Annotated in this window: 12 protein-coding genes, 1 tRNA gene, 1 pseudogene and 2 riboswitches; of the genes and pseudogenes, 3 read left to right on the top strand and 11 right to left on the bottom strand. The window is 68.1% G+C overall.

Features of this window, described 5'->3' with window-relative positions:
- The 5 genes from MKK51_RS05675 to MKK51_RS05655 all read right to left on the bottom strand — a co-directional run.
- Window positions 1-920: DUF6925 family protein (locus tag MKK51_RS05675; protein ID WP_243975567.1), on the bottom strand; the 920-nt coding region annotated here is incomplete at its 3' end.
- The gene (locus tag MKK51_RS05670) at window positions 895-1,713 is read right to left on the bottom strand and encodes an ABC transporter ATP-binding protein (RefSeq protein WP_243975565.1); all 819 of its coding nucleotides are present in this window, start codon (window positions 1,711-1,713) and stop codon (window positions 895-897) included. The genes MKK51_RS05675 and MKK51_RS05670, both read right to left, overlap by 26 nt.
- Window positions 1,710-2,744 (bottom strand): FecCD family ABC transporter permease, encoded by a 1,035-nt coding sequence (locus MKK51_RS05665; protein ID WP_243975563.1) that lies wholly within the window; start codon window positions 2,742-2,744, stop codon window positions 1,710-1,712. The genes MKK51_RS05670 and MKK51_RS05665 overlap by 4 nt, the downstream gene beginning before the upstream one ends.
- Window positions 2,741-3,538 carry an ABC transporter substrate-binding protein gene (locus MKK51_RS05660; protein WP_243975574.1) on the bottom strand — a complete coding sequence of 266 codons (798 nt, stop codon included), beginning with the start codon at window positions 3,536-3,538 and terminating at the stop codon, window positions 2,741-2,743. The genes MKK51_RS05665 and MKK51_RS05660 overlap by 4 nt, the downstream gene beginning before the upstream one ends.
- A gap of 71 nt (window positions 3,539-3,609) precedes the next feature.
- Window positions 3,610-5,589 carry a TonB-dependent receptor domain-containing protein gene (locus tag MKK51_RS05655; protein ID WP_243975561.1) on the bottom strand — a complete coding sequence of 660 codons (1,980 nt, stop codon included), beginning with the start codon at window positions 5,587-5,589 and terminating at the stop codon, window positions 3,610-3,612.
- Window positions 5,590-5,709: 120 nt separating this feature from the next.
- A riboswitch (cobalamin riboswitch) is annotated at window positions 5,710-5,911 on the bottom strand.
- A 362-nt stretch (window positions 5,912-6,273) separates the two neighbouring features.
- A riboswitch (cobalamin riboswitch) is annotated at window positions 6,274-6,481 on the top strand.
- Between the two features lie 106 nt (window positions 6,482-6,587).
- On the opposite strand from MKK51_RS05655, the gene MKK51_RS05650 reads away from it, so the two are divergent.
- Complete coding sequence (locus tag MKK51_RS05650; protein ID WP_409565626.1) at window positions 6,588-8,786, top strand: TonB-dependent siderophore receptor; 2,199 nt, start codon at window positions 6,588-6,590, stop codon at window positions 8,784-8,786.
- Here MKK51_RS05650 and MKK51_RS05645 read toward each other — a convergent pair.
- Window positions 8,744-9,193: a hypothetical protein gene (locus MKK51_RS05645; protein ID WP_243975559.1), complete on the bottom strand. Its 450-nt coding sequence runs from the start codon at window positions 9,191-9,193 to the stop codon at window positions 8,744-8,746. The genes MKK51_RS05650 and MKK51_RS05645 overlap by 43 nt on opposite strands.
- A gap of 427 nt (window positions 9,194-9,620) precedes the next feature.
- Here MKK51_RS05645 and MKK51_RS05640 point away from each other — a divergent pair, with 427 nt between their 5' ends.
- Window positions 9,621-10,499, top strand: a complete 879-nt coding sequence (locus MKK51_RS05640; protein ID WP_243975558.1) for an SDR family oxidoreductase — start codon at window positions 9,621-9,623, stop codon at window positions 10,497-10,499.
- A 240-nt stretch (window positions 10,500-10,739) separates the two neighbouring features.
- Window positions 10,740-10,815 (top strand) — tRNA-Ile (locus tag MKK51_RS05635).
- A 66-nt stretch (window positions 10,816-10,881) separates the two neighbouring features.
- Here the strand turns inward: MKK51_RS05635 and MKK51_RS05630 are convergent.
- From MKK51_RS05630 to MKK51_RS05615, 5 genes and pseudogenes are all read right to left on the bottom strand, one after another.
- On the bottom strand, window positions 10,882-11,895 hold the full coding sequence (locus MKK51_RS05630) for a tyrosine-type recombinase/integrase (protein WP_243975556.1): 1,014 nt from the start codon (window positions 11,893-11,895) through the stop codon (window positions 10,882-10,884).
- Window positions 11,896-11,912: 17 nt separating this feature from the next.
- Window positions 11,913-12,110 (bottom strand): annotated as a pseudogene (locus MKK51_RS27530) (helix-turn-helix domain-containing protein); the annotation flags it as partial.
- Complete coding sequence (locus MKK51_RS05625; protein ID WP_243975554.1) at window positions 12,050-12,619, bottom strand: hypothetical protein; 570 nt, start codon at window positions 12,617-12,619, stop codon at window positions 12,050-12,052. The pseudogene MKK51_RS27530 and the gene MKK51_RS05625, both read right to left, overlap by 61 nt.
- Window positions 12,616-13,650, bottom strand: a complete 1,035-nt coding sequence (locus MKK51_RS05620) for a phage Gp37/Gp68 family protein (RefSeq protein WP_243975551.1) — start codon at window positions 13,648-13,650, stop codon at window positions 12,616-12,618. Before MKK51_RS05620 ends, MKK51_RS05625 begins: the two co-directional genes overlap by 4 nt.
- A partial coding sequence (locus MKK51_RS05615) for a hypothetical protein (RefSeq protein ID WP_313898796.1) occupies window positions 13,650-14,071 on the bottom strand: 422 nt, incomplete at its 5' end. The genes MKK51_RS05620 and MKK51_RS05615, both read right to left, overlap by 1 nt.

The raw sequence follows: 14,071 nt of genomic DNA, 5'->3' as shown, positions 1-14,071 counted from the left end.
TCGATGATCTCGCCGCGCCGGTAACGCGCCTGGGCCTCGGCAATGCGGCGTGCGCCCTGTGCGTGGCGGCTCGACACCGAGCCGCCGGGCGCCTCGGGGCCGCCGCGCTTGATCGCCACCAGCTCCGGGTCGCCCCAACGGTCGAGCAGCGCCTGGAACGCCTCGTGGCGTCCGGCATCGAAGGCGATGCGCTGGCCCATCATGTCCTTGTAGGGGTGCGCCGGGTGCAGACCGGCGCAGGGAACCCAGCCCGCCGGGATCGGGGTCGTGGCCGCATGGGTGCGGCCGCTGCGCAGGAGTTTCGGCAGCACGTGCGTGTGCGGCCCCTCCGGGCTGGTGCCGCCGGGGCCGGGGATCGGGGCGTAGACCTCGATGCGCCCAATCCGCACCAGGAACACCCGGTGCGGGCTCAGGGCGACGAGATGCCGCCCGATGGGGTTGGCGTGATCGAACAGCGGCAGGCCGATGCCGGCCCGCAGCCGCGCGACGGCCTCCGGATCGCGCACCCGCACGCAGGCGTCGACGGCGAGGAGATCGAGGCCGAGGTCGAACAGGATGCCGTCGCGGTCCTCGACCCGGGCGGCGTTCCGGTCGGGCCCGAGTTCCGTCACCACGGTCCGGCGGTTCATCGCGCAGGTCGCTTCCGGCAGGCACAGGGCGACGGCGTGGTTCCAGCCCGACGCGACGGCGGTCTCGTAGGCGACGGGGCGCAGATCGGAGCTCGGGGTCAGGGCGATGGCCCCGCGCGCGGTCGCCAGTCCCAGGCGCTCGTCCGGCAGCGCGAGGACGGGTTCGTCCGGATCGCGCATGAACTCGGCGATGGCGCCGAAGCTGCCGAGGCTCCAGGCCGTGCCCGGATCGGCCAGCGCACCGCGCAGGAGGGCGACGACGGCATCAGGACCGTTGGGGGAAGGCTGCATCGATGTCCTCCGGGACGGGCCCTGAACGGCTCCAGGGCAGCATGTAGGGTGTTCCGTCCGGCGCGACCCCGCGCCGGACCGTGATGCCGAACACGTCGGCGAGCAGCCGGTCGGTCAGGGCGATAGCCGGGTGCCCATCGGCGACGAGACGTCCCGCTTCCATCACCACGATCCGGTCGCAGAACCGGGCGGCGAGGGAAAGGTCGTGCAGGACGGCGACGATTCCGGTCCCGGCCGCAGCCACGCTCCGCAGCAGCGTCATGGCGTCGAGCTGGTGGGCCGGGTCGAGGGCGGTGATGGGCTCGTCGGCCAGCAGCCACGCGGCCTCGACGGCGAGCGCCCGGGCGAGGAGCACCCGCATCCGCTCGCCCGACGACAGGGTCGGCTCGGTTCGCTCGGCGAACCGCGCCGTGTCGGTCCGGGCCATGGCCCGCGCGACGGCGGCCTGGTCGGACGCGTCGAGGCCGCCGAACGCGCGCCGATGCGGCAGGCGGCCGAGGGCGACGAGGTCCCGTACCCGCATCGGCCAGCCGGCCCCCGCCCCCTGGAACAGCACCGCGATGCGTCTGGCACGCGCGTCGCGGGCGATGCCCGCGAGCGGCATTCCGTCGAGAACCACCCTGCCCTTCGTCGGGGCGACCAGGCCCGCGAGGGTGCGCAGGAGGGTGGTCTTGCCGGCGCCGTTCGGACCGACGAGGCCGATGAGCGTCCCGCGCTCCAGGAACAGGCTGATATTGGAGAGGACGGCCCGGCCGCCGAGACGGACATCGAGGGCTTCGGTCGCGAGACTCATGCGCCGCGTACCCGCTCGCGCAGGAGGAGTACGATCAGGAACGGCGCCCCGACGAGGGCCGTCACCACCCCGAGCTTGAGTTCGGGCCGCGTCGCCAGGAGGCGCACGCCGAGGTCCGCCGCGAGCACGAGAGCCGCTCCCGCGAGCCCGCTCGGCCAAAGACTTGCGCCGGGGCGTGCGCCGACCAGCGGTCGAACGAGGTGCGGCACCACGAGGCCGACGAAGCCGATGGCGCCGCTGACCGCCACGCCGCTGCCGACGGCCAGCGCCGCTCCGGTCACGAGGCGCAGGCGCACCGAGACGAGGTCGAAGCCGAGGCTCGCGGCCGTCTCCTCGCCGAGGGTCAGGGCATCGAGCGCCCGGCCGGTGGAGAGCATCAGGCCCCAGCCGACGGCCATCAGGGGCAGGCAGAGCCAGACGTGGTCCATGCTGCGGTCGGCAAGGGACCCCATCAGCCAGAACACGATCTCCAGGGCCGCGTAGGGATTCGGCGACAGGTTGAGCGCCAGCGCCGTCAGGGCGCCCGCGAGGCTCGACAGGGCGACGCCCGCGAGGATCAGCCCGAGCGTCGTGCTCCCGCGGGCGGCGAGGAGGTTGAGGGCAAGCGCCGCAAGGGCGGCGCCGGCGATCCCGCCCAACGGAAGGGCGAGGGCGAACGAGGCCGCGAACCCACTGTAGAACACCACCACGGCCCCGAGGGCCGCCGCCGAGGAGACGCCGAGAATGCCGGGATCGGCGAGGGGATTGCGGAGGTAGCCCTGCATCGCCGCCCCGGTCAGCCCGAGGCTGAAGCCGACGAGGCCCCCGAGCAGGGCGCGCGGCACTCTCAGTTCCCAGAGCACCAGGGCCGGCAGCGTCGCCCGTCCGGCGATGAGGTCGCCGGCCGCTGCCGGAACGTCGAAGGGGGCATACCCGACTGCGATGGACGCCGCCGTGAGAATGATGACCGCCACGGCGAGGAATCCGACGACGATCCGGCTTCCAAGAGCCCTTCCTTCGATCCGGACTGGAGCCGGCAGGGGAGCGTTCATCGCGTTGCCCTGTCGCGTGCGGCCGCGGCAAGCAAGGCCACGACCTCGGCGACCTGTGGCCCCGGACAGGTCCAGAGCCGGTTCGGAATCGAGACGGTGCGGCCCTGCCGGCGAAGCGCGTCGAGGACGGGGTGATGCAGCACAGTGTCGGCGAGCGATGGCGTGCCCGGCTCACCCTCGTCGAGGACGATCAGGTCGGCATCGGCGAAGGCCGCGGCTTCCAGCGGGACCTGTCCGAAGCGGTCCCGGCCGAGTTCGGCGGCGACGTTGACGAGGCCGGCGGCGCGGATGACCGCGTCGCCGAGACTGCCGGGGGCCACCGTGAAGGCATTCGGGCGCATGACGAGGGCGCGCAGGGGTTTGGCCGCCGGCACCACCCCGGCCAGGCGCGCGTCGAGGGCGGCGACCATGGCCTCGCCGCGCGCGGCGTGCCCGAGAGACGCCGCGACGGTCCGGATCTGGGCCCGCACCCCCTCGAAGTCGTTGGGGACGCCGAGTTCGAGGAGCGGGAAGCCGACGCGCCTGAGCAGGCCCACCGTGGTCCGTGTCGTGAAGGCGCCGGCGACGACGAGGTCGGGCCGCAGGGCGACGATCTCCTCCGACAGGCCGCGTGTCACCGCGATGCCCGTAGCCTCCGTCGCCACGGTCGAGCCGCGCGGGTCACGGGCGAGGTAGGTCACCGCAGTGATCTGGTCGCGGTCGGCAAGGCGCAGCACCAGCTCATCCGCGCAGAGGTTCATGGAGACGACATGCCGGGGACGTGCGAACGCCGGGCCGGCCATGCCTTCGGCCATCGACCAAGCCTGACTGACGGCCAGGATCACTGTCAGCACCGCGAACCTGGACCGTCGTGTCATCGGCGGTCTCAAAACGCGGTCAGGCGGACGCCGCCATAGACGGCGAGGCCGGCCCCGAGGAAGCCGGTGGGGTTCTCGTAGCGGCGGTCGAACAGGTTATCGACCCGCCCGAACACGCTCACGGTCTCGCTGACGTCGTAGTTCACCGCAAAGTTAACCAGGGTGAAGCCCGGGTTCTTGAGCCGGGCCACCGAGAAGTCGCGGTTGCCGTCGACGAAGTGCCCGAGCACGATCACGGTGCCGCTCAGGGTCAGGCCCGGGAGCGGGGTCCAGAACGCCGTGGCGCTGCCCTTGTGGCGGGGCCGGCGCAGGAGCTCCTGGTTGGTGATCTCGTTCTTGGTCACCGTGTTGGTGTAGTCGACCCGGCCCGAGAGCGTATCGGAGAACCTGACCGCGACGAAGGCTTCCGCCCCGTAGGACTCGGCCCGCCCGACGTTCTCGTTCGAGGTGAAGGTCGCGTTCGAGGTGATGAGGTTCCGGAAGTCGTTGGCGTAGTAGGTCGCGCCGACGAGGAGGCGGTCTCCCAGCGGCTGCTCGAAGCCGGCATCGTAGCCGAGGCTCTCCTCCGGCCTGAGGTTGGGGTTGGCGAAGAAGTTGAACGCCGGGAAACTCTGGAACAGCTGGCTCAAGGTCGGCGCCTTGAAGCCGGTGCCGACGCTGCCTTTGATCCGGGTGTCGGTGAAGGGCAGGATGTAGCTCGGCGCGACGCGGAAGGTGGTGGCCGGCCCGAAGGCGTCGTTGGCGTCGTGTCGGATGTTGGCGACGAGCGAGGCCCGGTCGAAGGGCGTCAGCTGCGCCTCCGCATAGCCGGCGGTGTTGCCGTTGCGCGCCCGCAGGTTCCCGGCGCCGAACGGGCTGGGGTCGGTGGTGAACAGGCTCTCGTCGTCGCGCTGCGCGCCGAACAGGACGAGGTTGCCGGGCGAGAGCTGGTAGTCGCCGCGATACTCGTAGCGGGTGCGCTCGCCCAGGCCCGTCGTCGCATCGGGGGGCGCCAGCGGATCGAGCGGCCCCTGCTGCCGGTTGAACAGGTTCGAATAGTTTATGGCAAAGAGGTTGTGGAAGCCGGGCAGCGGCGTCCATTCGGCCTCGTTGCGGGTGAAGACCTGCTGCACGTCGGCGGCGCTCCAGAACGCCGCCGGGAGCGCCGGAAAAGTGCCGTAGTCGGTGCCTGTGAACAGCAGACGCGAATTGATGAACCGCGTCACCGAGTTGACCCGGAACGCGTCGGTGACCTGGTAGCCGAACTTCGCCGAGACGGTCTCGTTGTCGTAGAAATTGGGGTGGATCGGCCGTCCGAACGGGACGAGACTCGGCGGGGTCACCGGCGTCGCGGCGGCCCGGAGATGCTGGATCGACACCGAATAGTCGAAGCCGCCCTCGGATCCGCTGATCCGGCCGCTCTGGTTGAAGGTCCCGAACGACCCGCCCTCGACCCGCGCGGTCGCCCTGGCCGGTCCCTCGCCACGCTTCGTCGTGACGGAGATCGCACCGCCGATGGCATCGCTGCCGTAGAGGCCGCTCTGGGGTCCGCGCAGCACCTCGATGCGCGCGAGGTCGTCGGCGAGAAGCTGGCCGAAATCGAACGAGCCGTTCGGGTTCGACGGGTCGGTGGCGTCGATGCCGTCGATCAAGACCTTCACGTGGTTCGAGTTCGAGCCGCGGATGAACACCGAGGTCTGGCCGCCCGGACCACCGGTCTGCACGACGTTGAGGCCCGGCACTTGCTGGAGGGCGTCCGGCACGGTGCGCCGCTGCTGGGCTTCCAGGGTCGCGGCCGTGAGGACGGTGACGCTCGATCCGATCTGATCGACCGGCGTTGGCACGCCGGTGGCCGAGACGGAGAGTTCCGAGAGAGAGACCGCGGCTTCGGCGCCCCGTGGGACATCGGCGAAAGGCGCGGCGGCCTGCTGCGCCGGGGCGGAGCCGGGAAGGGAGGCGCAGGCGAGCACGAGCGTGCTCAGGCACGCGGTTCGGGGGGAGAAGGACACGGGACAAGCCTCGGGCGACGTCTGTGGCACGTCACCGCGAACGAGGCCTGAGCGCGCGCCTGTCGTGAGGACAGCCGGGCGCCTCGACACCCATCAGGACACCCCGCCCGATGCGTTTCGCGTGTGACCACGACTGACGGCAGGTCTCCTGGCTCGCGGGTCACCGCCCTCTCATCGTCTTCCCAGGTGCCGAAGCCTCCAGTGACGTGTTGATGATGGGCTCGCCGCTCACAGTTGCGGGGGCAGCCGCGGCATCGGGCCCAGACCCTCACCGCGTTCCCTTTTGATCCTCCGGAGAGGAACCGTCAGGGACCAGAAGCCCGATCATGCGGGACACCGTCAATACCACCTCAAGACTTTCCGACGCTGTGTGTTCGGAAGGTTACAAGCGCGACGGTGGCCAAGGCGTGCCTCGCTCCCACACGCTGGAACGTCCCCCGACCGATTTGCGGTCGCCGCCGGCATTCAGGGCAACACACTCGCCACCGACAGGCCGACGTTCCCCGCGTGGCTGGCGAACGCTGCTCGCCCTCGTCGATCGCACCCCTAGCGCGTGTGATGGCGCGCTGCGCCGATCCGGCGCTCGCTGACAGGCAGAGGGTGGAGGGAATCTGAGGGCGAGGTCGGAGCACGACCTGCCAATCCGCTCTACGCCCCTTATTGACAAGCTTGGCCGTAAGCGCGATTGCGGGCCCCATTCGAGGTCTCGCGGTTTGGTGATCGTGAGCTAAGAGGGAATCCGGTGCGCCTGAGAGGGTCAATCCGGGGCTGCCCCCGCAACTGTAAGCGGCGAGCCGCTGCCGAGAACGGTCACTGGTGCGACGCACCGGGAAGGCCCGGCAGAGGCGTTGATCCGTGAGCCAGGAGACCTGCCTCGAGGCCGTAACGTCTCTCGGGCGGGGTGCTCCGGCGGGTCGCATGAGCGACGCTGCGGATTGTCGGCAGGCATCGCGCTCGCGCTCCGTTCGAAGCCCTTCCGCCGAATTTGGGCTTCACCCATGCCGCGCCATCGTCACTCGTTCACCGTCGCCAATGCCGAGGCGGGAGCCACCGCCGGACCTTCGCTCTCTAGCGGCTGCGGCGTCGGACGCGTGGCGGTCCTCGGGACCATGGCGATCGTCCTGACGTCCTTCCCCGCCCGGGCTCAGAGCCTTCCTCCGGCCGACAACGAGGTCCAGCTCGAGGAGCTCTCCGTCATCGGAACCTCGGGTGGCGCGCTGGCGACGGACGGCTACCTTGCCAAGCGAAGCGTCAGTGCCACCCGCACCGACACGCCCCTGCGCGAGGTGCCCCAGACCGTGGTGGTCGTCCCCCGTGACGTGTTGGAAGATGCCGGCGCGACACGGGTCGACACCGCTCTCGATCTTGCGGGCGTCGGCCGCGCCAACAATTTCGCCGGCCTCGGTCTCACCGAGTTCACCGTCCGCGGCTTCTCCACGGGGGAGTATTATCGCAACGGCTTTCCGATCAACCGCGGCTATCCGAACTCCCCGGACATCGTCTCCATCGAGCGCATCGAGGTGCTGAAGGGACCGTCGGCCTTCCTGTATGGCCGCGGCGACCCCGGCGGCACCTTCAACATCGTCTCGAAGCAGCCCCTGGCCGAGCGGTCCCTGGCGATCGGAACGCAGTTCGGCAGCTTCAACCAGAAGCGCACGACCTTCGACGCGACAGGGGCCCTCAGCGAGGACGGAACCGTGCTCGCACGGGTCACGGGCGCCTTCGAGGACAACGGCAGCTTCCGTGATTTCGTCAGCAGCGACCGCTACTACCTCGCCCCCGTCATCGCATGGAAGGCGACTCCCGACACGACGATCACGCTGGAGGGCGAGTTCACCAGTGCCGGCCAGACCTTCGATCGCGGAATCGTCCCCCTCAACGGCAGCCTGCGCGCCGTGCCGCGCTCCCGCTACATCGGCGAGCCGAGCCTCGCGCCGTTCCGGAACGAGAACGCGCTGGGTCAGCTCCGCATCGAGCACAGGTTCGATCAGGACTGGGTTCTGACCGCCGGCGCACAGTATCTCGGCGGCGGCATCGCGGGGAATGCCGTGCAGACCGTGGGCGTCCTCAACGACGGACGCACCCTGCGGCGCACCTTCGACCGCCGGGACCTCGGATGGTCGGACCTCGACATCCAGGTCAACCTCGCGGGCAAGTTCGAGACCGGCTTCCTGCGCCACACCCTGCTGATGGGGCTCGAATACGACACCTACCGCTACCGGGAGGAGATCAATCGCTCGAACCCGAACGTGAACCCGTTCTCCCTCGATCTCCTCAACCCGCGCTACGGCCAGGCCCTGCCCGCCCTGACGGTCCCCGGCAGCAATCTCCTGGAGCGCACGGAGAGCTATGCCGGGTACATCCAGGATCAGATCGACATCACCCCGCGCCTCCACGCCCTGGTCGGCGTGCGCGTCGAGGATATCGGCCTGGTCTCGACCTCCTTCGTCAACGACCGGACGACGAGCCTGCAGGGGATCGCGGCGACGCCGCGTTTCTGCCTGACCTACGATCTCCTCGATTCCCTGTCGGTGTACGGAAGCTACGCCCGATCCTTCCGGCCCAATACCGGCGTGGACCGTAGCGGACGGCCTTTCGCCTTCCAAGACGGCGAGGGCTACGAGGTCGGCGCGAAGCTCGATCTCTTCGAGGGCCGGATGAGCGCCACGGCCGCCCTGTTCACCATCACCCGCAGCAACGTCCTGACCACAGACCCCGTGGACCAGAACTTCAGCATCGCAGCGGGTGAGGTCCGCAGCCGCGGCTTCGACCTCAGCGTTGCCGGCTACCTCACCCCGGGCTGGCGCGTCATCGGCACCTACACCTATGTCGACGCGGCCGTGACGCGCGACAACACGATTCCGGTGGGAGCCCCCCTCGCCAACATCCCCGAGAACGCCTTCGCGCTGCAGAGCGTCTACGAGTTCCAGGGCGGCGACCTGCGCGGGCTCGGCCTCGGTGCGGGTGTCAACTTCGTCGGCGCGCGCGCGTCCGGTACCGCGGTCTCGACGTTCGAACTGCCCCAATACGCGATCTTCAACCTGATCTCGTACTACAAGATCACCAAGGACGTCCGGATCTACCTGAACGTCGACAATCTGTTCGACGAGATCTATTACGACCGCGCTTGGCAGAACCGGTACGCGACGCCCGGCTATCCGCGAACCATCCTCGGTGGGGTCTCCGCTCGCTTCTGAGCCGAGGCCATCCGTAGGGCGAGGAGGGACTTTCGCCCGGCGCTCGCACCAGCCGATGCCTCCGCGACACCGACGGCATGACATCGCCATGCCGTTTGCCGCGCATTCGCATCGATCTTTGCGCCGGTAACGCCCAGATCCTTGAATGCGGACGAGTCGGGAGTGCTGGCCGCGACGACGCTCTTCGCGTGCTGGATCGTGTCGTCCAAGGCCGAGAAATCGGTCACGTGGTCGATATTGGTCGAGCCAAGCCTCGTGCCGAACACGAACGTATCCTTGCCCGCCAAGCCCGTCAGCGTGCCGGCCGCGAGACCGTCATCGAGACGGTTGGCGCCGGTGGTGCCCGTCAGGACGTCGATGCCGACGGCGGCATTCGGGTCGTCATGCGAGCCTCCGAGACTATCCACCGACTCATACCGTTTCCGGAAGAACGCGGGACAGCAATGGCGCCGGCACGATCGGGCCGGTGCCTGCCGGCCTCCTCGACGGACGCTCTCTGTGGATTGTCGCCGGTCCGAACTCGGGAGCCGAGACGATGTCGGCGGACGCTCAGAGCACCTCACAAGACTCCCTGTCTCGGTCGGTTCTCGCTCAGAGCAAGACGGCGCAGCGGGAGTCTCGTGAGAGACGCGGAGTTCGGTGCCAACGAAAATCGTTGGGCGTGGGAAGCGTATCTCGGCGGGGTGCCGCCGCGATCCTCCTCCACCCCGAAGGCCTCAAGGATCTCTGCCTGCGAGGTGATGAGGCTGTAGAGGTTGCACAGGCCGGCACCATTCTGCCGCAGACACAAATCGCCGTCTGTCACGTTGGCCGAGGCCTTCAAAGGGACAGACGATGACCTCAGACCCGCGCACCGCCGGCCCTCGACCACCCTTTCCTGGAGACCAGCAGCAGGAACGGCCTGGCCTGACATCGAAGATGACACCCGTGCCGGACCACGGCGAGGACAGCTATGTCGGCAAGGGCCTGTTGATCGGCAAGGTCGCCCTGATCACGGGGGGCGACAGCGGGATCGGGCGGGCGGTGGCGATCGCCTATGCCCGTGAAGGAGCGGATGTCGCGATCTCATACCTGCCGGTCGAGCAGTCCGATGCGGAGGAGACCGCTCGGTGGATCGAGAAAGCCGGGCGACGCGCTGTCTTGTTGCCGGGCGACCTGCGGGATGAAGCGCATTGCCGCGACCTCGTCGTTCAGACCGTCGAAGCCCTTGGCGGCATCGACATCCTGGTGAACAACGCTGCCGCGCAGACGGTCAACGAAGTCCTCGACGACGTGACGGCCGAGGATCTCGAAGGGTCGTTCCGAGCCAACGTGTTCGCCATGTACTATCTCTGCCAAGCGGCGGTGCCCCACATGAAGCCGGGCTCGGCGATCGTCAATTCGACCAGCCAGCAGGCCAAGATCGCCGACAAATCGATGCTGATCTACGCAGCGACCAAGGGCGCCATCGCGAGCTTGACGATCGGCCTCTCGAACCTGCTCGCCCCGAAGGGCATTCGCGTGAACTGCGTCGCGCCCGGTCCGATCTGGACACCCATCCAGCCGATCGTGAAAAGCCCCGAGCAGATCGAAAAGCTTGGCGAGGATACCCCCCTCGGGCGAGCTGGCCAGCCCGCCGAGCTCGCGCCGGCCTATGTCCTTCTGGCGTCGCGCGAGGGCAGCTACATGGCCGGCGCGTTGGTTCCGGTGACGGGCGGCACTCCCATGTTCTAACCGAGCGGCGCGTCCCGGTCGTCTCGACGACGGCCACAGCCTCTCCCACGACGATGAGGCGGAGCGGGACGCGGATGACGGCGAGGTGGCATCGCGCGAAGGTAGCGGATGGCGGCGGAAGGTGCTTGCCGAATTCGGAGCCTGCAGGTACCTCAGAGGAGGGTTTCTGTAGCGGTTTGTGTAGCCAAACGGTGCGGGCCTCGACCGTATCCCCACCAAGCCGTTGCAATCAGACGGTTTGGGCCTGTAGCTCAATGGTTAGAGCCGACCGCTCATAACGGTCTGGTTGCAGGTTCGAGTCCTGCCGGGCCCACCACCATTTCTCCTACGGGATGCGTCGAAACGATCCCCAATCGACGGTCTGGTTTCGGGTTCATCGAACCTAAGAGGCCACGGATCGCAGGCGGGAGAAGTTCAGCAGGTCGGCGGCTTTCCGCAGGTGCGTGGGCGAGAAACGGCCATAGACGCGGAACGTGATGTCCGGGTTGGTGTGGCCGAGATATTGCGCCACCTCCGGGATCGGTACGCCGCCCTCGACCATGTGCACGGCGGCGGTGTGCCGGAGGACATGGGGGGAGACGTTTGCGAGGCCTGCCGCCGCGACAACCGCGTTGAAGCCCGTCTTGATGTTGGCAACCGGCTGGCCGGCCCATTCGATGACATAGTCGGTGACTGTCGCCGCCCTGGCGCTCTGCAGCACGGCGCGCAGGTCGGCGTTCATCGGAACGACGGCGCGGCCTTTCAGTCCGCCGATGCCGGTCCGAAGGTCGACCTGCTCACGATCGAAGCTCACCCGGTCCCATGTCAGTTCGAGTGCGGCGCCGACGCGGGCGGCCGTGCACAGCATGAGGTAGATCGCAGTCTTGATGTGCAACGGGGCGGGGGCGTCGAGAAGCTTCGCGATCTCGGCGTGCGTCAGGTAGCGCTCTTTCGGGGCGGGCTTGGCCGGCCGTTCGATCTTCGGCGCCTTATCCCCCAGCGCCCAATTTAGCACCGATCGCAGATGGCCGAGCTCAGTCCAGATGGTGCCGTCATGCGCGCCCGTCGTCTTGCCGCGCACCGGCGTCTTCTTGCGGCTCGCAGTGTAGGCCCGGCAGACGGCGGTGGTGATCTGGTCCGGACGCAGGTGCCCGAAGTGCGGACCAAGCGCCTTCCACTCGTGCATCATCGCCACGGACACGCGGCGCCCTTCCTTCTCGGCGCGGTAGGCTTCCCAGAGGTCGGCGATCGTCGAACCGGGCGGGGCGACCACCTCGCGCCGGATGATGTCTATGGCTTCGCGTTCCGCATCCTTGGCCGTGAGTGCGTCAAGACGATAACGCTTTCGCTTCCCGTCGGCCCACCAAGAGACGACGTATCGGCCATTGAGCCTTCCGATCCGGTAGTCTGCTGGCACTGCTCGAATTCCTTCACTGCATCCTCGGGCACCCGAAGCAGGCGCGACCCGACTCGGAATGCGCGGAGTTCACCACGCTTGATGAGATTTCGCACGTGGTTCGGTGAGCAGTCCCATCGGTCCGCCACCTGCTCGGGGGTGTAAGGTCGCGTGGTCAATCCGCCCTCCCCTCTGCGGGTGGTGCGGAAGGGACAACTAACAGGCTGCCATCCCATGCGACGGGATTGCTGATCGCGTCGAACCCCTTTGGCCAATCGAGCCGCGACCAGCTGCAGCCGCCGTCATCATCCACCATCGGCCAACGGGCCATTCCTCGCTCAGAACACTCTTCGCATTGGCAATTTTTGATTCTCTCTCTACGGGGCCAGAACAGGCTTTCCCTGGAGTAGCCGCATCGTCCTCGGCCAAACGCATCTTCGAGATCGATCATGATCTCATCGGTTATTTCACCGAAGTCAGGGCCTTCCCCGCCAGGACAATCAAGGCCGCACGTCCAAGTGCTGCACGCCCGGATGATCCAATAAGCAGGGCGCTGGTTGATCGTTGCGATAGTGAACAGCGCGCGACCGTCGCCATAAAAGACGGGCGAAAGCCTAGGGATGAAGGAGATTGCGTCGGCGGGAACCCATAGGTACGCGCTCTGACGCTTCTCGACGGCTTTCTTCAGCCGCTGATGAAAAGGATCTTGCGTCCCGTCATACCGAATGAGTGTGCCCGCGCTCATGTCCGCACCTCCGGCATGCCGTTGTGCTCGACGCCGTCGAGGAGGCGGCCGGCGACCTTCTTGCCGACCGGCGCCATGTAGACCGTGTCGCAGCACTGGATGGGTTCGACCCCAGGATGCGCGCCGATGTAATCGCCACGCGGGCTGTCCTGGTTCGTGTCCTCGCTCCACGCCCCCCACTGCTTGAAGAAATACGGGACGCCTGCCCTGGCGCACTGGTCCCGGATCGACCGGGCCCATGCCGGATGCATTGGCCGAGCGCCGGGGCCGCTCTCGCCGCCGACGATGATCCAGTCGAGCGCCGGGATATAGGCGATGCAGTTCCCGACCAGGCCGGCAACCTCGTGACCGTCCAGCGCCGAACCTCGACGCCCTTCGTCCTCCGGCGGCGATGGGTACGGGATGTTCCGGAAGTCGATCGGCCCAAGCAGCGGCTCGGCCGACACGAACCGCACGGCGGCCGGCGTCGCGAGGAGGTCCGGCACGCGCTCGTCGGCGCGGCGCTGGTCTTCGGTGGAGACGCCGAGCCACACGTTCGGGAGCTGGAAGCCGGACAGACCGTCGTGGCAGCTCACGATCGAAAGCGAGCCGATGCCGTCTATCCCGTGCGACAGCGCGCGCGTTAGCCGCCCCGCTGTCTCGTCGCTGGACAGATACGCTCGCATCCGCGCCGACCGCTTTGTCAGCACCTGGAACGTGTGCTGCGGGCACAGCGCCATGACGGCGAACACGCGGTCGATCCAGGCGTCCGGCGCGCTCTCGTGGAAGAGGTCGGACATCGAGTTGACGAACCACATGGTCGGCTTGCGGCGGCGTAGGGGCTCCGTCAGCGTCTCCTCGACGAGGCGGGTCTCACCCGTCCAGACCGCGCCGGCCTTGCTCGGCTTCGTCAGCCCGCGATACCGCTCCGTGCCCATGCGCTCGAGGCGCGCGGCCATCGTCATCGCGTAGCAGTTCGTGCATCCGGGGCTGACGACGGAGCAGCCGACGATGGGATTCCAAGTCTTCTCGGTCCACTCGATCTTGGACATCACTTCGGACCTTCGATCATGAGGGGATGGGTCGGCATGACGCCGTGCTCAAAGGCGAGTTGAAGCTGCGGCTCGAACCACTGGCCGACGGTCTGCCCGTCCGGCAGCACGACGTGGGCGAGGAACTCTTGCTCCACCGTCGATACGCCGCGATCGATCGCGACGAGCTTTGCCTTCAGGATGATGAAGAGGGCGCGCCAGATGGACATGCGCACCTGGTCGCGTGCGGCCTCGTCGATCTCGACACGCATGCGGATGAGCCGGCCGGCGAGCTCAAACATCACCAGGGCCTCGGCCGGCTCGTCCATGATGACGATGCGGTTGGCCTTGGTCTTCCGGAGGAGGGCCTCGATCTCCTGTCGGGTGGTGATGACGGACACCTTCGTGTCCTCGGCGTAGGCCCGGCGCGTCATGCTGCGGC

The organism is Methylobacterium sp. E-045 (assembly GCF_022829685.1).
Classification (GTDB): Bacteria; Pseudomonadota; Alphaproteobacteria; order Rhizobiales; family Beijerinckiaceae; genus Methylobacterium.
Note: the sequence above shows the minus strand (reverse complement) of the source record. Positions and strands in the feature narration are given on the sequence as shown.